This window comes from Streptomyces sp. NPDC029014 (genome assembly GCF_055564695.1).
The window spans coordinates 21,963-35,493 of record NZ_JBVHVT010000093.1 but is presented as its reverse complement, the minus strand read 5'-3'; the positions used below and the strand labels follow the sequence as shown (position 1 = coordinate 35,493).

11 protein-coding genes are annotated in these 13,531 nt (G+C 71.4%); 3 read left to right on the top strand and 8 right to left on the bottom strand.

Annotated elements, in window-relative coordinates; genetic code table 11:
• On the bottom strand, nucleotides 1–659 hold a 659-nt coding region (locus ACZ4VL_RS34390), incomplete at its 3' end, for a cation:proton antiporter domain-containing protein (protein ID WP_468208101.1).
• Nucleotides 660–1,017: 358 nt separating this feature from the next.
• Between ACZ4VL_RS34390 and ACZ4VL_RS34385 the strand changes: the two genes are divergently transcribed.
• The 3 genes from ACZ4VL_RS34385 to ACZ4VL_RS34375 all read left to right on the top strand — a co-directional run bounded on the left by ACZ4VL_RS34385 (nucleotide 1,018) and on the right by ACZ4VL_RS34375 (nucleotide 4,106).
• The gene (locus ACZ4VL_RS34385) at nucleotides 1,018–1,710 is read left to right on the top strand and encodes a ScbR family autoregulator-binding transcription factor (protein WP_468208099.1); all 693 of its coding nucleotides are present in this window, start codon (nucleotides 1,018–1,020) and stop codon (nucleotides 1,708–1,710) included.
• A gap of 111 nt (nucleotides 1,711–1,821) precedes the next feature.
• Nucleotides 1,822–3,090: a ParA family protein gene (locus tag ACZ4VL_RS34380; RefSeq protein ID WP_468208098.1), complete on the top strand. Its 1,269-nt coding sequence runs from the start codon at nucleotides 1,822–1,824 to the stop codon at nucleotides 3,088–3,090.
• Nucleotides 3,087–4,106, top strand: coding sequence for a ParB/RepB/Spo0J family partition protein (locus ACZ4VL_RS34375; protein WP_468208095.1), 1,020 nt, complete (start codon nucleotides 3,087–3,089; stop codon nucleotides 4,104–4,106). Before ACZ4VL_RS34380 ends, ACZ4VL_RS34375 begins: the two co-directional genes overlap by 4 nt.
• A 456-nt stretch (nucleotides 4,107–4,562) precedes the next feature.
• Here the strand turns inward: ACZ4VL_RS34375 and ACZ4VL_RS34370 are convergent, their stop codons facing one another.
• The 7 genes from ACZ4VL_RS34370 to ACZ4VL_RS34340 all read right to left on the bottom strand — a co-directional run bounded on the left by ACZ4VL_RS34370 (nucleotide 4,563) and on the right by ACZ4VL_RS34340 (nucleotide 13,516).
• A complete protein-coding gene (locus tag ACZ4VL_RS34370; protein ID WP_361101043.1) occupies nucleotides 4,563–4,940 on the bottom strand; it encodes a DUF6009 family protein in 378 nt (125 codons plus the stop codon).
• 222 nt (nucleotides 4,941–5,162) lie between these two features.
• The gene (locus tag ACZ4VL_RS34365; protein ID WP_468208092.1) at nucleotides 5,163–6,803 is read right to left on the bottom strand and encodes a DNA primase family protein; all 1,641 of its coding nucleotides are present in this window, start codon (nucleotides 6,801–6,803) and stop codon (nucleotides 5,163–5,165) included.
• Nucleotides 6,800–7,900 carry a bifunctional DNA primase/polymerase gene (locus ACZ4VL_RS34360; protein ID WP_468208091.1) on the bottom strand — a complete coding sequence of 367 codons (1,101 nt, stop codon included), beginning with the start codon at nucleotides 7,898–7,900 and terminating at the stop codon, nucleotides 6,800–6,802. The genes ACZ4VL_RS34365 and ACZ4VL_RS34360 overlap by 4 nt, the downstream gene beginning before the upstream one ends.
• 1,380 nt (nucleotides 7,901–9,280) lie before the next feature.
• Nucleotides 9,281–9,838 (bottom strand): telomere-protecting terminal protein Tpg, encoded by a 558-nt coding sequence (gene tpg / locus ACZ4VL_RS34355; protein WP_468208089.1) that lies wholly within the window; start codon nucleotides 9,836–9,838, stop codon nucleotides 9,281–9,283.
• Between the two features lie 10 nt (nucleotides 9,839–9,848).
• On the bottom strand, nucleotides 9,849–12,071 hold the full coding sequence (gene tap, locus ACZ4VL_RS34350) for a telomere-associated protein Tap (RefSeq protein ID WP_468208087.1): 2,223 nt from the start codon (nucleotides 12,069–12,071) through the stop codon (nucleotides 9,849–9,851).
• An 86-nt stretch (nucleotides 12,072–12,157) separates the two neighbouring features.
• The gene (locus ACZ4VL_RS34345; protein WP_468208084.1) at nucleotides 12,158–12,745 is read right to left on the bottom strand and encodes a dihydrofolate reductase family protein; all 588 of its coding nucleotides are present in this window, start codon (nucleotides 12,743–12,745) and stop codon (nucleotides 12,158–12,160) included.
• Nucleotides 12,746–12,934: 189 nt separating this feature from the next.
• The gene (locus ACZ4VL_RS34340) at nucleotides 12,935–13,516 is read right to left on the bottom strand and encodes a TetR/AcrR family transcriptional regulator (protein WP_468208081.1); all 582 of its coding nucleotides are present in this window, start codon (nucleotides 13,514–13,516) and stop codon (nucleotides 12,935–12,937) included.
• Nucleotides 13,517–13,531: the final 15 nt, after the last annotated feature.

Sequence of the window (13,531 nt, the reverse complement as noted above, 5' to 3'; positions counted from 1 at the left end):
TACCAGCTAGCCAGAAGAGACAAGCGGGGGATAATCGCAGGGCGGTCCATCCAACACCCCCCCCCCCCCCCCCCCCCCCCCCCCGCTCCCTCCCCCGCCGCTCCCGCCATGGCCACCACCACCGCCAGCAGGCACCACGCCACCACATCGGCCACCGCCGCACAGGCCATCGCCACCGTCCCCACCGGCGTGCCCTGCAGCCCCTGATCCGCCAGGATCCGCGCCAGCACCGGGAACGCGGTCACGCTCAGCGCGACGGCCACGAACAGTACGAACTCCGGGCGCCCCACCTCCTCCGGCGCGAACGAGCCGTACATCGCCAGCGCGAGCAGAGCCCCCAGCCCCAGCGGCACCCACAGGCTCGCCTGGCTGACGGCCACAACGGCCGGCCCCCGCCCCCGCAACAGCCCCGGATCCAGCTCTAGCCCCACCAGGAACATGAAGACCAGGAGCCCCAAGTTCCCCAGCACCCCCAGGTACGGGAGCACCTCCCCCGGCAGCAGCCACCGACTCCCCTCGGGCCACAGCCACCCGAGCAACGAGGGCCCGAGCACGATCCCCACCAGGATCTCCCCCACCACGGCGGGCTGCCCGAGCCGGCGCACCACGGCTCCGGCAAGACCACACGCGAGCACGACCACGGGCACGGCAACGAGCACTGCTTCGAGCGGATCACGTAAGGCCCCCACCGCCCCCAGGCTTCCGCCACCAGCCCCACGGCGCAACGAACACCCCCACACTTCCAGGGGTCGGCGTCGAGGAACGATCCGCGTCAACGGCGTTAACGCCGTTAACACGCCCAAGCACCACGGCAGCAAGCGGCGAGCGGCAAGCGGCAAGCGGCAAGGCACGCCGACGCCGCGCACTGCCTCAGGACACCCCGGGACACCCCATTAACGGCGTTAACGCCAAACCCACCCACAGCCCCTCATCACGCCACTACATTGGCCCTGTCACCAGTCCCGCCGCAGCGACCCCACCCAGCCGCTCGGCCACCCACCCGCAGGAGAGACCCACGTGGCCAGGCCCCGACAGGAACGCGCCGAAATCACCCGGCAGGCGATCCTCGACGGCGCGGCCATCGCCTTCGACCGGAACGGCTTCGGGGGCACCAGCCTCGGCGACGTGGTCCGGCACGCCGGAGTCACCAAGGGCGCCCTGTACTTCCACTTCCCGTCCAAGGAAGCTCTCGCCCGCACCCTGATCGAGGAGCAGTTGCGGGTCTCCGAGGGCATTTCCGCCACCGTCGGGCCGGGTGCCGGCGTCGGACTTCAGACGGTCATCGACCTGACGCACCGGATGACGCACGGGCTGCTCACCGACCCCCGCATCCGAGCCGGCATCCGCCTGATCATCGAGTTCGGCTCGTTCACGGACCCGGATCCGTCGCCGTACAACGTATGGATCGACACTCTCCGGGCCTGCCTGACGCCCGCCCAGAAGGCCGGTGACATACTTCCTTCGCTGAGCGTCCCGAACCTCTCGACGCTACTGGTCGGCTCCTTCACCGGAATCCAGGTCACCTCGCACGTCCGCACCGCCCGCGAGGACCTGCACAGCCGGGTCGTCGACTTGTGGAACCTCCTGCTCCCGGGGATCGTGCCCGCGCACCGCATATCGCACTTCGACCCGGCGGCATCGCCCGCGTGCCGCACCGAACTCGGCCTCGCCACAACGGCCCCCACAACAGCTCACGCCACCGCCGGCTGACCCGCCACCCCACCGGCATCGGCCCCTCCGGGCGCCTTCACACCCCAATCCGTTAGCAAAACCCAAGCGTGGCGCCCACATCCACCCCGGAACGTTAGTAAAGTCCCTCTCATGACTTCGCCTTCCTCCCAGAGCGACCGCGAGAAGGTCGTCTCCAAGCTGCCCCCGTGGCTCCGCCAGGAGTTGAAAATCCGCACCGCCCAACTCCGGGTGGACATCCAGGACGCCGTCCACGAGGGCATCGCCCACTGGAGCGCGCTCGCGTCCGCCCCCTCCCCCGTCGACACGTCGGGCGCCGAGTCGTTCTCGACCTGGCTGCCCGCCGGCCAGTGGGAGTCCTTCCGCACCGACGCCAAGGACCGCGGCGTCTCCCTCATCCAGGGGCTGGCCCAAGCCGTCCGCCTCTGGCTGGAGATGAACCCGGCCCCCACCGTCAAGCGCCCCTCCGTCGTACGCCGCATCGTCGTGTGCAACCAGAAGGGCGGCGTCGGCAAGACCGCCATCACCGCCGGCACCGGCGAGGCACTGGCCGAGGACCCGGACAGCCTGCACCCCGTCCGCGTGGCCCGCCAAATGGCCCGCCGCTCCTCACCCGAAGAGGCGCCCTCCCCCCTCCACCCCGACACCGCCGCCACCCCCCTGGACCTGGAAGACCTCCCGGGCCTCGGCATGCGCGTCCTGCTGGTCGACTTCGACCCCCAGGGCCACCTCACCAAGCAGCTCGGCCACCACCCGCTCCCCATCGGCGGCGACAGCCTCACCTGCCACATGGCCGGAGAGGCCAAGGGCCCGCTCGCCGACCTGGTCGTCTCCATCGAGCACGACCGCTTCGGCGACCGCCTGCACCTCCTCCCGGCCTGCACGGACGCCTTCCTCCTCGACGTCCGCCTCTCCACGGTCCGCGCCCGCGAGGCCGCCCTCGAACGCGCCCTCTCACCCCTCGAATCCGACTACGACGTCATCCTCATCGACTGCCCCCCGAGCCTGGGCCTCAGCATGGACGCCGCCATCTACTACGGCCGGCGCCGCGAGACCGAGCAGCAGGGCGCGTCCGGCGCGCTGATCGTCGTCCAGGCCGAGGACTCCTCTGCCGACGCGTACGACCTCCTCACCTCCCAGATCAACGACCTCCGCGACGACCTCAGCCTCGACATCGACTACCTCGGCCTCGTCGTCAACCTCTACGACGGCCGGCGCGGCTTCATCGCGACCTCCTCCCTCCAGGCGTGGATGGACATAAAGGATCCGCGTGTCGTCGCCGTCGTACCGGACCTCAAGGAACAGCGCGAGGCCGTACGCATGAAGCAGCCCCTCTTCGTCTACGCCCCCAAGGGCGACCAGGCCGTCGCCCTGCGTGCCCTGGCCCGGGAGATCTCATGAGCAGCAAGGCCGACAAGCTCGGAGTCTCGGCGTCGTTCGCGCGCGCCCAGCCCGTCAGCGTCAGCTCTCGCCGGGCAGCCATCGCGGAGGCCACCGGGGCCCCTACCTCGGGCGTGGTCCCGCCGTCCGAGGTGCCCATCGAGGCCCTCGCCCACAACCCGTTCAACCTCCGCGAGGACCTGACCGAGCTCGACGAGCTGGCCCAGTCCCTCGCCTCCCGCGGTCAGCTCCAGCCCCTCGCGGTCGCCACCCGCATGGCGTTCATGGATGCGCACCCCGGGCAGACGGAGGGCCTGGGCCGCGCCCCGTACGTGGTCATCGACGGCAACCGCCGCCTGGCCGCGGCCCACCTGGCGGGCCTGCGTACCCTGCACATCCACGTGAACGACTCCCTCGCCGCGTCGGCCGCGGACATCCTGGAGTCGGCGCTCATCGCGAACGTGCACCGCGTCGACGTAGCTCCGATGGACCAGGCCCGTGCCCTCCAGGAGCTGGTGGACGTGCACGGCTCCCAGGCCCAGGTCGCCAAGCGGCTCGGCAAGACCCCGGCCTGGGTCTCCCAGCGGCTGACCCTGCTGAACCTGACCCCGGCCCTCCAGGACAAGGTCGACACGGGGGAGCTGAAGGTGGAGCCGGCCCGGCGCATCGGCCGTCTCCCGCAGGAGCAGCAGGAGGCCGCGGCCTCGGAGTCCATCAACACCCCCGCGCCGCCCCGCCAGCGCACGACCCCGTCACCCCCGCCGCAGGTGACGGCTCCGACCCCGGCGACGCCGACCCCGACCCCGACCCCGGCGTCGGCGCCGACGCCGACGCCCACCCGGACCCCCGCTCCGACGCCGGCGCCGACACCCGCACTCACGACACCCGCACTCACGACGCCCGCAGCCGCTCCGCCCGCCACGCCCCGCATCACGATCGCCACGGACTCCCCGGAAACGATCGCGGACGCCCTGACCGCCCACCTCACCCCGGACGACCTCAAGGCGGTGACGGAACTCCTGATCACCCGCATCTGAGCGGGGGAGGGGCACCACCCACGCCGGGGGCGCTGACGGCATTAACGCCGTTAACGCCCCCACGTGCGTTTCACATGAGGGCGTTAACGGCGTTAATGGCGACCCGACGGTCCCGGAGGGACTCAGAGAGGGACTCAGCGGAGCCCACAGGGACCCAAGAGGGACTCAAGGAGCACTCAAGAAGCGCTCAACAGGGACTCGACCGGGCCTCGACAGGGACTCAAGAGAGACCGGAGGGACTGAAGGGACTCAAATCCGCCATTACCTTCAGACCGTTTCCGGCCACCCCCTCCGGGCAGCCCGACACGGCCCCAGAAGCGGAACGGCAGCCAACCACCCGCCACACAGGCCGAAGTGGCAAGCAAGGGCCGGGGGAGTGCACAGGGACTGAAAGAGCCCACCGGGCAGGGTCCGAACCGGAACCGGAAAGGGTCCCAAGGGACCGAAGGGACCGAATCAGGCAACTGTCGGCGCGGACAGTCCGCGCTGCGACCGAACGGTCTTCTTGCCGACCTGTCGCGGCGCGATCGTGCGCGGGTCGACGGCCTCGCCCGGCGCGCCTTCCTTGTACAGTCCCTCGGGCTCGGCGTCCCGGTCGTGCGGCAGCAGGTAGAAGACGCGCCGCTTCTGCAGGCCGCTGTCGGGGTCCGCTTCCGCCGTGTCGCCGAGCTCGGTGAAGCCGATCATGCGCCCGTCGCGGTGGTAGCGCGGTTTCCCCCGGCGCCGCGGGGTCTTGTCCAGGGCCTGGCGCACGTAATCGAGTTCCTCGGGGTCCTCCAGCCACACCACTTTGTCCTCGTGGGCGAGATCGCTTGCCGTCAGTAGCGAGCTCATGGCCTGGATCCTTCCTCGTTCACGTCGGCCCTTGCGGGCCCCCGGTTCCTCCACGCCGCGAGCGGCGCCGATGCCGATGCCGATATGCGGCAGGGCCCTGCAGGCCGCCGTCGGCTGGTGGGTCTGTTCATCTTCCTTGTCCATCGTAGGCGTGCCCACCCGTGTGAGGTGGCACACGTCGGCCGATCACGTCGCGTTTGCCCGGTTTGCGTCGCGCGGTGTCTACTCCTCCTCGGCCAGGAGGGCGAGACCGGGGTAGAACTTCTGTCCGTTCGAGCGGAGCATCTCACTGGGTGAGGCCACGCCGACCTCGGCGCGGATACGTGTGGCGAACGCGCGGGTGGTGGCGGGGCGCAGGCCCTCTCCATCAAGGCACCATGCACTGTAGGCCCGGTAGAGGGCTCCCTGCTCCACTTTCAGATCGCGGGCATCGGGCAGGTCAGCCCCGGTGGTGCAGCATTCTGCGAGGAACCGCCCGATGTGGTCCTCGGTCGTGGCGTAGGCCTGGGTGGCCGTACGGACGACACTGGGCCCGGTCAGGGCCGGCTTGGTCGCGAGGTAGCCCTTGGCGCCCTGGATCATCCAGTGGAGAATGCCCGGGCCCTCCTCCTGGACGAGCGCCTCCGCCAGGTTGTCGATCTTGCGGTGATCGGGGACGACCCGCTCGAAGGGGATCAGCCGGATGCGCCGCCAGAAGGCGTGGCCGCCGGTGCCGACCTCCGGGCGGTGGTTGCCCAGCAGCCACAGCTTGTGCGTGGGTTCGAAGCTGAAGAAGTCCTGCCGCATGCGACGGGCCTTGAGGCGGTCACCGCCGGTGAGCAGCTTGACGCGGGCCTCGTCGAACTTGTCGTGCGGCTTGAGCTCGCTGCACACGAACAGGCGGCGGCCGTGGAGCTCCGTCAGCTCGGTGGAGTGCTCGTTGAACTTGCCGCGCTCCATGAGGAAGCCGGGCGGGGCGACGTCCGCGTAGTCGCCGAGGATCTTGATGACGACGTCGAGGAGGGCCGACTTGCCGTTGGCGCCGACGCCGTACAGGAAGGGCAGGACCTGGCCGCCGACGTCACCGGTGATGGAGTAGCCGAGCAGGAGATGAAGGAAGTTGATCATCTCCTTGCCCTTGTCGTCGTCGCCGAAGGTCTGGTGCAGGAAGTCGTGGAACCGGGGCGTCGGCATGGCCTCGGGGGCCAGGTGGGTGGCGCGCGAGTGCAGGTCCCGGATGGGGTCGGGCTTGTGCAGGTCGCCGGTACGCAGGTCCACCACGCCCGACGGGGTGCACAGGGCGTACTTGTCGCCGTCGAGGGAGTCCGGGTCCAGGGCGAGTTCTGGGGAGGCCTTGGCCTGGGCGAGCATGGCCTTCACGCCCGACGTGGACATGGCGCGCTTGCGGTGCTGGGCGAGTTCGCGGTCGGTGAAGACGCCGCGCGGGTCGTGGCCGGGCAGTTCCTCGGCCATCTCTCCGGCGGCCCAGATCGCGGCCTTCTCGCCGCCGGTGCGCTTCCACCGGTACTCGTCCCACACGTACCAGCCCAGTCCCTCGACGTGGCGGAACCGGTCGTGGTGGAGGTGTGCGAACAGTTTGGCGTTGCCGCGGTCGGTGAGGTTGCGCAGCAGGCCGGCGGAGATGAAGTCGCCCGCGGTCGACCCGGCCGGGGCCGCGGTCTGCTGGGCGGGCAAGCGGCGGCCGCCGCGCCGGCCGCGCTTGGCGGTGGCTCCGGGCGGGTCGGCCGACGTATCGGCAGGGGCTCCGTCAGAGGTGCCGGCAGGGGTGTCGGCGGAGGCGTCGGCAGACGCTTCCGCCGTGAACGCGGCGAGCTGTTCCGCCGCGGCCTGGGCGTTGAACCCCGTGCTTCCGGCGCTGCTCATGGGCGTTCCTTGGGGTGGATGGGTCGGTGGCTTCCGGCGAGTAGACCTGTTTCGACGATGAGGCGGTTCCGGCGCGGTTGGTGCGGTCGTGCGTGGTCCGCGGCGTCGAGGAGCAGCCGGCGGCACTCCTCGGGGTCGAAGTGGCCCGCGGCGGCCAGTCCGCCCGCGGTGAAGGCCGCCCGGTTGAGCTTCTCGCTGAAGGCCGTTCCTGCAGGGCTGGCCCCGCAGGCGCGCACCTCGTCGACGAGCGGGGCCAGGACGCGCTGTACGGCCCGCCGAGGGCCTGGACGGGGCGTATCCCTCGGGAGCCCCTGACGGGGCGCCACGGGGCCTTCTGAGGGCTTTTCGGGGGCGGTCTCGACCAGGTGCCCGGTGCGGGCGAGTTCGGCCGTCAGCCACAGCGGCAGGGGCGCGGGCAGCCGTGCTCCGGGCAGCGCCTCGTACACGCCGGCTGCCGTACGCGTCGCGGGGGCCACGATGTATCCGCCGACCGATCGGACGTCGACCTGCCAGGCGAGCGCGACCTTGGGGCTCGATCCGCTGGAGGACCGGAAGCGCGGACCGTCCTTGGGGGCCCGGTACCAGACGTGCATTCCTCCGGAGGGCGTACGGACGCGCAGGGTCGAGGCGTCCTCGCACGGGTTGGGCCGCGAGCGGTACGCGGCCAGCAGGGCCAGCGTGTCGAAGCCGCTCTCCAGCCCGGTCAGGTCCACCCGGTCGTCCACGGGGATGCCGGGCAGCAGCCGCTGACGGTCGGGCAGCGGGGCAGGGTGGGCGTCGACGTCGATGACCACGAGCCGTGCCGGCCCGCAGGAGACCCCGACCCCGAAGTCCGGCTCGCTGTCCCACCAGCGGAGCACCGTGCGGAGGTCCGTACTGGCCGCGTGGAAACCGTGGCACCAGCGGCCCAGGGCGTGGCAGGGGCATTCCTGCGGGGGATGCTGGGCGCTGCGGCAGCCGGGGCAGTTCGGGGCGGGCGTCTTGGCCCCGGGCGCCAGCGGATGCACGGGGTAGCCCCGCCCGGCCAGCCAGGCGGCCACGTCCCGTGCCGTCCTGCCACCCTCACGGTGTGGCAGGTTCTCGGAATGGACGGGCACTGGCTCTTCCTTGACGCATTGTTAGTGGCGGCTGCTCCGGTCCCGCGGCCAGGTTTCCGGCGGTGCGGGCTGACCTGCACCTCAGGGACCAGAGGGACTGAAGATTCACTATGCCGGAGACTACCCCAGAGACTGCCGCTGCCCGGGATGCAATCTCCCCAATATCGAAAGTTCAGTCCCTTCAGTCCCTCAGTCCCTGAGATTTTCCAACCGTTTTGTCCGGAGAGGCCCCTTCTCCAACGCCAGCACAGCCCGGGCGTGTCGTGGCCGGGGGCCAGACCTGCCGCGGGTGCCGCGGCCTCTCCCCGCTCCGATATGAGGACCCGGACCCTCCGGTTCCTCAACTCCTCAGTCCCTCGGTCGCCCGGCCCGCCCTCCTCGGCCCTTCGGTCCCTGAGTCCCTCCGCCCGTCCGCAACCCGGTCCCTCAGTCCCTTTCGGTCCCTGTGTCCGACGAAGCCCCTCGACCGCTTCCGGAACGACCGCTACCGCTCCAGGGTCTGAAGCCTGCGGATTCGCGTTCAGTCCCTGCTCGTTCAGTCCCTGGAGAAAAGTGCAGGTCACAGGCTTGCCGACCAGGAGGCAGGGACTGAAGGGACTCAGAATCCCTGTTTCCAGCCTTTATGTGCGTGTGTGTATGCGCGCCCGTATGTAATCAGTAGGTATTACTGCAGTAGCGTGGGCAGCTCATAACTAGGGATTTCAGTCCCTTCAGTCCCTTTCAGTCCCTGCCCGGGCCCCTGACCTGCAGGTTTCTGTAGTGACTGAAGGGACAGGGACTGAAGGGGTGTTCACCAGGCTTCAGTCCCCCGGGCCGATGGGGGAGGGAGTACCGAGGGAGGGGGCGGTACGGACCCCCGGAGACGACACAGGGACCGAACGCGACGCCGTGTGCATCCGGGTCGCCGGATCCCGGTCCGGCACCCGGTCCGTGTCCTCGGAAGCATCGGTGACCTGCACGTCGACTCCCGTCGGTCGGAGGTGAGGGGTACGTACGGCAGGGCACACGGAGCGGTCGGCGGCCCGCACGAGCCCGGCCGGGGGCATCTGACGCACACCCCGCTGCCGCACGCACACCGGGCACGGGAGGAGGTCCCCTACGGCCGGCCGAGGTTCGAGCATGACCGTTCGAGGGGGCCGCGGGCGCCGACAGAGCCGCGCCGGGCGCCGATTTCGTCCTGCTGGACCAAGCCCCGGTGGCATCGGCCGGCCCGCCGCTTCGACCGGGGTCGGGAGGTCGCTCCGACCGGTCACGGACCGGCGACGTCGGCTGGGGAGACCTCGATGGTCCTCCGTCGGCCGCCGGGGGAGCCGCACCAGCCGTGTGTTCCGGCCCACCGGTCAGCGCCCCCGCGCAGGGCCGAGCAGGGCCGGGCGCGCCCTACAGGTCGAACTCGACGTGCTCCAGGTCGGTGTACTCGACCAGCAGGCCCTGGGCCCGCCGTCCGTGGTCCTTGAAGTAGGTCTCCTGGAGCCCCTCGGCGGCGATCTGACGCAGCTGCTGCTCGGTCGCCCCGGCTTCCTGGGCCTCGAAGAGGCGGCCGGCGAACTCGGGCGGGAGCGCCACGGTGAGGTGGCGCAGCCGGGCGTCGTCGGTGGTGCCGGGGGCGGCGGTGTAGCCGAACCGGGCCCGCGTGTCGATCATGATGCCGCCGGTGGTGGCGGCGGCCTTCCTCGCCTTGGCCCGGACCTGCGGTTGCCAGCGCCGCCGCACCTCCCGCTCGATGCGGGTGGCGAGTTCCGGGCGGGGCTGCCTGATCTGGTCCTTCACGTACCGTTCGACGGTGCGCTGGCTGATGCCGAGCAGCTCGGCCACGTCCCTGGTGCGGCCCTTGTGCTGCCTGACGAGGTAGCGCACCTGCGCACCGGCGCTCTTGGGGACGGGGCGGGTGAACGCCCGCTGCAGCGCCTCCTCGAGTCCTTCCCCGACCGTGGGCATCGGGTTCTACCTACTCTCCGTTGTCCTTGGCGGTGATCTGGCCGTCCTTGATGTACCGGGCCAGGTTGAGGTCGCTCCCGTACTCCTCGCGGACGCCTTCGGCCCACAGTACGGTCTGGGTGCCTTCGTGCTTGACCATGCCCGGGGAGACGCCCAGTTGGAAGCCGCCCTTGAGGGGCTTGCCGCCGTCGTGGGGGAGGACGTCGAGCGGGCCGGGCCCGTCGGACGCGTACACGGCGCAGTCGGACAGCACGGCGACCGGGAAGCGGCCGGTGGCGCCGGCGAGCTTGAGCATCTTGCGGTGCATGTTGACCCGGGTGCGGGAGATGACGGCCGCGCGGATGTCCGGGCGCCAGGTCGGCCGCAGCAGCGCCGGCCAGGGCTGGCCGGGGCGCCAGCCGCCGCCCCGGGGCCGCTCGCGGAGCTTGCCGATGCCGCCCTTCACGGTCGCCTTGATCGCGGACAGGACCAGTGCCAGGTCGGGGTCGACCTCCCGGTGCCGGGCCATCGCGTCGAGGAAGGCCTGTGGTTCCATGCCGGTGGTGACGCCGAGGTCGGCCATGGTGGCGACGTAGGCGTCGCGCAGCCGCTGGTACCAGGCGTCCAGGTACCGTCCGGTCTCCCTGCGCAGGTAGGCCTCGACGGGACGGACGTCGTAGCCGAGCTCCACCGCGTACGCGACGGTCGGGGTGGCGTACCAGGCCGGCCCCTGGGGCCGCTCACCGGTCGGGGTGAACGGCGACGGCAGCCGCGGGTCGTGCTCCACACCGGACAGGTCGACCAGCCAGGACCCGGGCACCTTCGCGTCGAAGACGGGCCGGGTGACGTGGGTGGGCGCGCCGAGGCCGACGACGGCGCCGTTCGCGCCCGCGGCGAAGGCCATGTTCACGTCGATGCCGACCACGTACGGCTTGAGGCATTCCTCGTCGGTCAGCGGCCGGGCCCAGTCGTACGCCTCCTCCACCAGGACCTCGGCGGGCCCGCGCTGGTGGAACCGCGGCAGGTGCGCGAGGAGCGGGTGCCCGTCGGGGGCTTCCGGCGGGGCGCAGTCCACGGGCTGGGAGCCGAGCGAGCCGGGGTTGTACTCGCGGTGGCGGCGGCCGTCGGCGTCGGGCCGGCTGGCCCGCGTCGGCGGGTGCAGGGCGGTCATCAGCTCCAGGCCGTTGACCGCGGTGGTCCCGCGCGGGGTGATGACCCGGGTGGCGTACACGCCGAGCAGGCGGGCGAGTTGGGCCGGGGGCAGCCCCGCGGCACGGCCCCAGGAGCGGCTGTCGAGGGCGTCCCAGCCCAGGATGCACAACTGGACGCAGTGCCGCTTGCTGCCCTGCGCGGGCCGGTAGATCCACGCCCAGGGCCCGAGCCCGCGCCGTGTCAGCTGCCACTGCGCCTTCGCGAGCTGTTTGACGACCTTGTGGTCGTCCGGCAGCCGCCCGGTGTGCCGCTCCTCCTCGGACAGTCGGGACGGCAGCCCGAACCGCTCGGCGGCGGCATCCGTCAGCACGAGGACCGGATCGGCGTCGTGCCCGTTCGCGTTGAGCCGCGGGGCACCGAGTCCGGCCTCGCCGAGCGTCCACTCGACCAGGGCCGGAAGGGTCTTGGCCGGCACGTCCAGCAGCAGCCCGCCCACGCAGTACGCGACGACCCGCCGGTCGGCGTCGACGTCGACGACGGCGAGCGGCCCGTGCGGGTACCGCGCATCGGCCGTGGCCGGTGACCCGGACGCCTCCCGCCCGCCACGCGGCGGCGGGGGAGGCGCCGTGTGACGGACAGCAGGTGGCGCCTGGGTCGCCGCAGTGGCCGGGGTTGGGGGAGTGGCCGGGCCTCGGGGAGCCGAAGGGGCCGTGGGCACGGAGGGAGCCGGTGACGCCGGGGGAACGGACGCGACCGCAGGAGCCGCTTCCTCGGCCGTCGGGGCAGCGGGGACGACGCTCGCGACCACAGGGGCAGGGGCGGTCCCGGCCACGGGAGCGTCCTCGACCGGGGGGAAGCGCTCGGCCAATCCCTCCAACAGCCTGGCGTACGCGGCGCGCTTCGGCGGGCGCGGCTCGGTCCGGCCGGCCTCCCAGCCGCTCACGGTCTCGCGCCGGGTCTGCAGGGCAGCCGCGATCTGGTCCTGGCTCAGCCCCGCGGCCTCCCGGAGCCGCTTGCGCTCCGCCGGTGGGGGCAGGGGGTCCTGGGAAACCCGTTCCAGTAGCGCATCCACCGCGCTGAACAGCTCGTTCTCCGTGGACACAGAGATCACCTCCGTCCGCCACCCTAGTCGAACCGCCCGCCAGATCCCACGTTAAATCGCACGTGGATCGCACGCGGTCTTCGAGGTCATCGGCGGGTGAACCACGTCATCGTGACGTCGTTGGGGAACAGCGCCCGGTCGGCCACCGTGAACGGGGTGGGGCTGAACCCCCCGCTGAACACCGGGACCCCGGAGCCCGCCACCGCGGGATAGCTCTTGATGATCAGCTCGTCGACCTCCGGCAGCAGCGCGCCGGCCAGCCGGCCGCCGCCGCAGAGCCAGATGTCCTGCCCCTCCTCCAGCTTGAGGTCGCGGACCAGCGCCAGCGGATCCGTGCCGACCACGGTGACCGCCGGGTCGACGTCGGGAGCGAGCGTGGTCGACACGACGTACTGGCGCAGGTGGGGGTAAGGGCTGGCGACCCCGGCCTCCAGGGCGGGCCGATAGCTCCCGAGCCCCATGAGGACGGTGTCGAAGCGCTCATTGGCCGTACCTGCCAGACCCTTGGCCTCGCGCATGAAGCCGGGGACGGTCTCGGGATAGCGCGCATTGACCCAGTCGGCATAGGCGGCCGTCTGCTCCTCGTCCCCGGTCGGGAAGAAGTCGACTTCTCCGCCCGGCCCGGCGATGTAGCCGTCGATGCTGACACCCACGTAGTACACGAGCTTTCGCATGCACAACTCCAGACCACTCCGCTTGAACCGGTTTGCAGATAGTACTTCAATCGCACCTGTTTCAAAACGGTAGACGCACCCAAGCCCATTCGGCGGCGGCCCGCCAAGGCAGCGGCGTGCCCCACCGGTTGGCACCGGTGGGGCACGTGCGGGGCGTGAGGGTGGGGGAGAGGGGTGAGGGGGCGGGGCTCACCCGCCGGCGGCGAACCGCTCGATCAGTACGGTGAGGCGCCCTTGTTGCTGCTCGCGCGGCAGTCGCCCGCCGCGCATGAGGGTCGCGAGTCCGTGCAGGGCGGCCCAGTACGTCTCGGTCAGCAGGGCCGGGTCCTCGTCCTCGCCGGCGTGCGGCCCGATCGCCCGGGCCAGTTCGCCGAACGCCGCGTGCAGCGGCTCCGGCGCATCCGGCGTGGCGAACGGCAGGTCGACGGCGTGGCTGAACATGGCGTCGTACAGCGCGGGTCGCCGCTCCGCGAACCCCGTGTAGGTCGTGCTGACTTCGACCAGCGCGGCGCGTGCACCGGCCGCGCCGGTCCGTGCCTCCCGCAGTTCCGCGGCGAGCTCGGCGAAGCCTTCCACCGCCACGGCGGCCATGATCGCGTCCTTGCCCTTGAAGTGGCTGTAGAGGACGGGCTGGCTGTACTCGACCCGCTCGGCGAGCCGCCTGGTCGTCACGGCCTCCCAGCCCTCCGCCTCGGCGAGCTCCCGGGCCGCCGTGACGATCAACCGCTCCCGCTCCGCACGTTCGCGCTCCCGGCGCGCCTGAATCGACATACCAGGACCCTAGCA

What these genes read in the sequence shown, in the direction of transcription:
- ACZ4VL_RS34380 (WP_468208098.1), top strand. Translation starts at nt 1,822, where the DNA reads ATGACTTCGCCTTCCTCCCAGAGCGACCGCGAGAAGGTCGTCTCCAAG.
- ACZ4VL_RS34375 (WP_468208095.1), top strand. Translation starts at nt 3,087, where the DNA reads ATGAGCAGCAAGGCCGACAAGCTCGGAGTCTCGGCGTCGTTCGCGCGC.
- ACZ4VL_RS34370 (WP_361101043.1), bottom strand. Translation starts at nt 4,940, where the DNA reads ATGAGCTCGCTACTGACGGCAAGCGATCTCGCCCACGAGGACAAAGTG.
- ACZ4VL_RS34365 (WP_468208092.1), bottom strand. Translation starts at nt 6,803, where the DNA reads ATGAGCAGCGCCGGAAGCACGGGGTTCAACGCCCAGGCCGCGGCGGAA.
- tpg (WP_468208089.1), bottom strand. Translation starts at nt 9,838, where the DNA reads ATGCCCACGGTCGGGGAAGGACTCGAGGAGGCGCTGCAGCGGGCGTTC.
- ACZ4VL_RS34345 (WP_468208084.1), bottom strand. Translation starts at nt 12,745, where the DNA reads ATGCGAAAGCTCGTGTACTACGTGGGTGTCAGCATCGACGGCTACATC.
- ACZ4VL_RS34340 (WP_468208081.1), bottom strand. Translation starts at nt 13,516, where the DNA reads ATGTCGATTCAGGCGCGCCGGGAGCGCGAACGTGCGGAGCGGGAGCGG.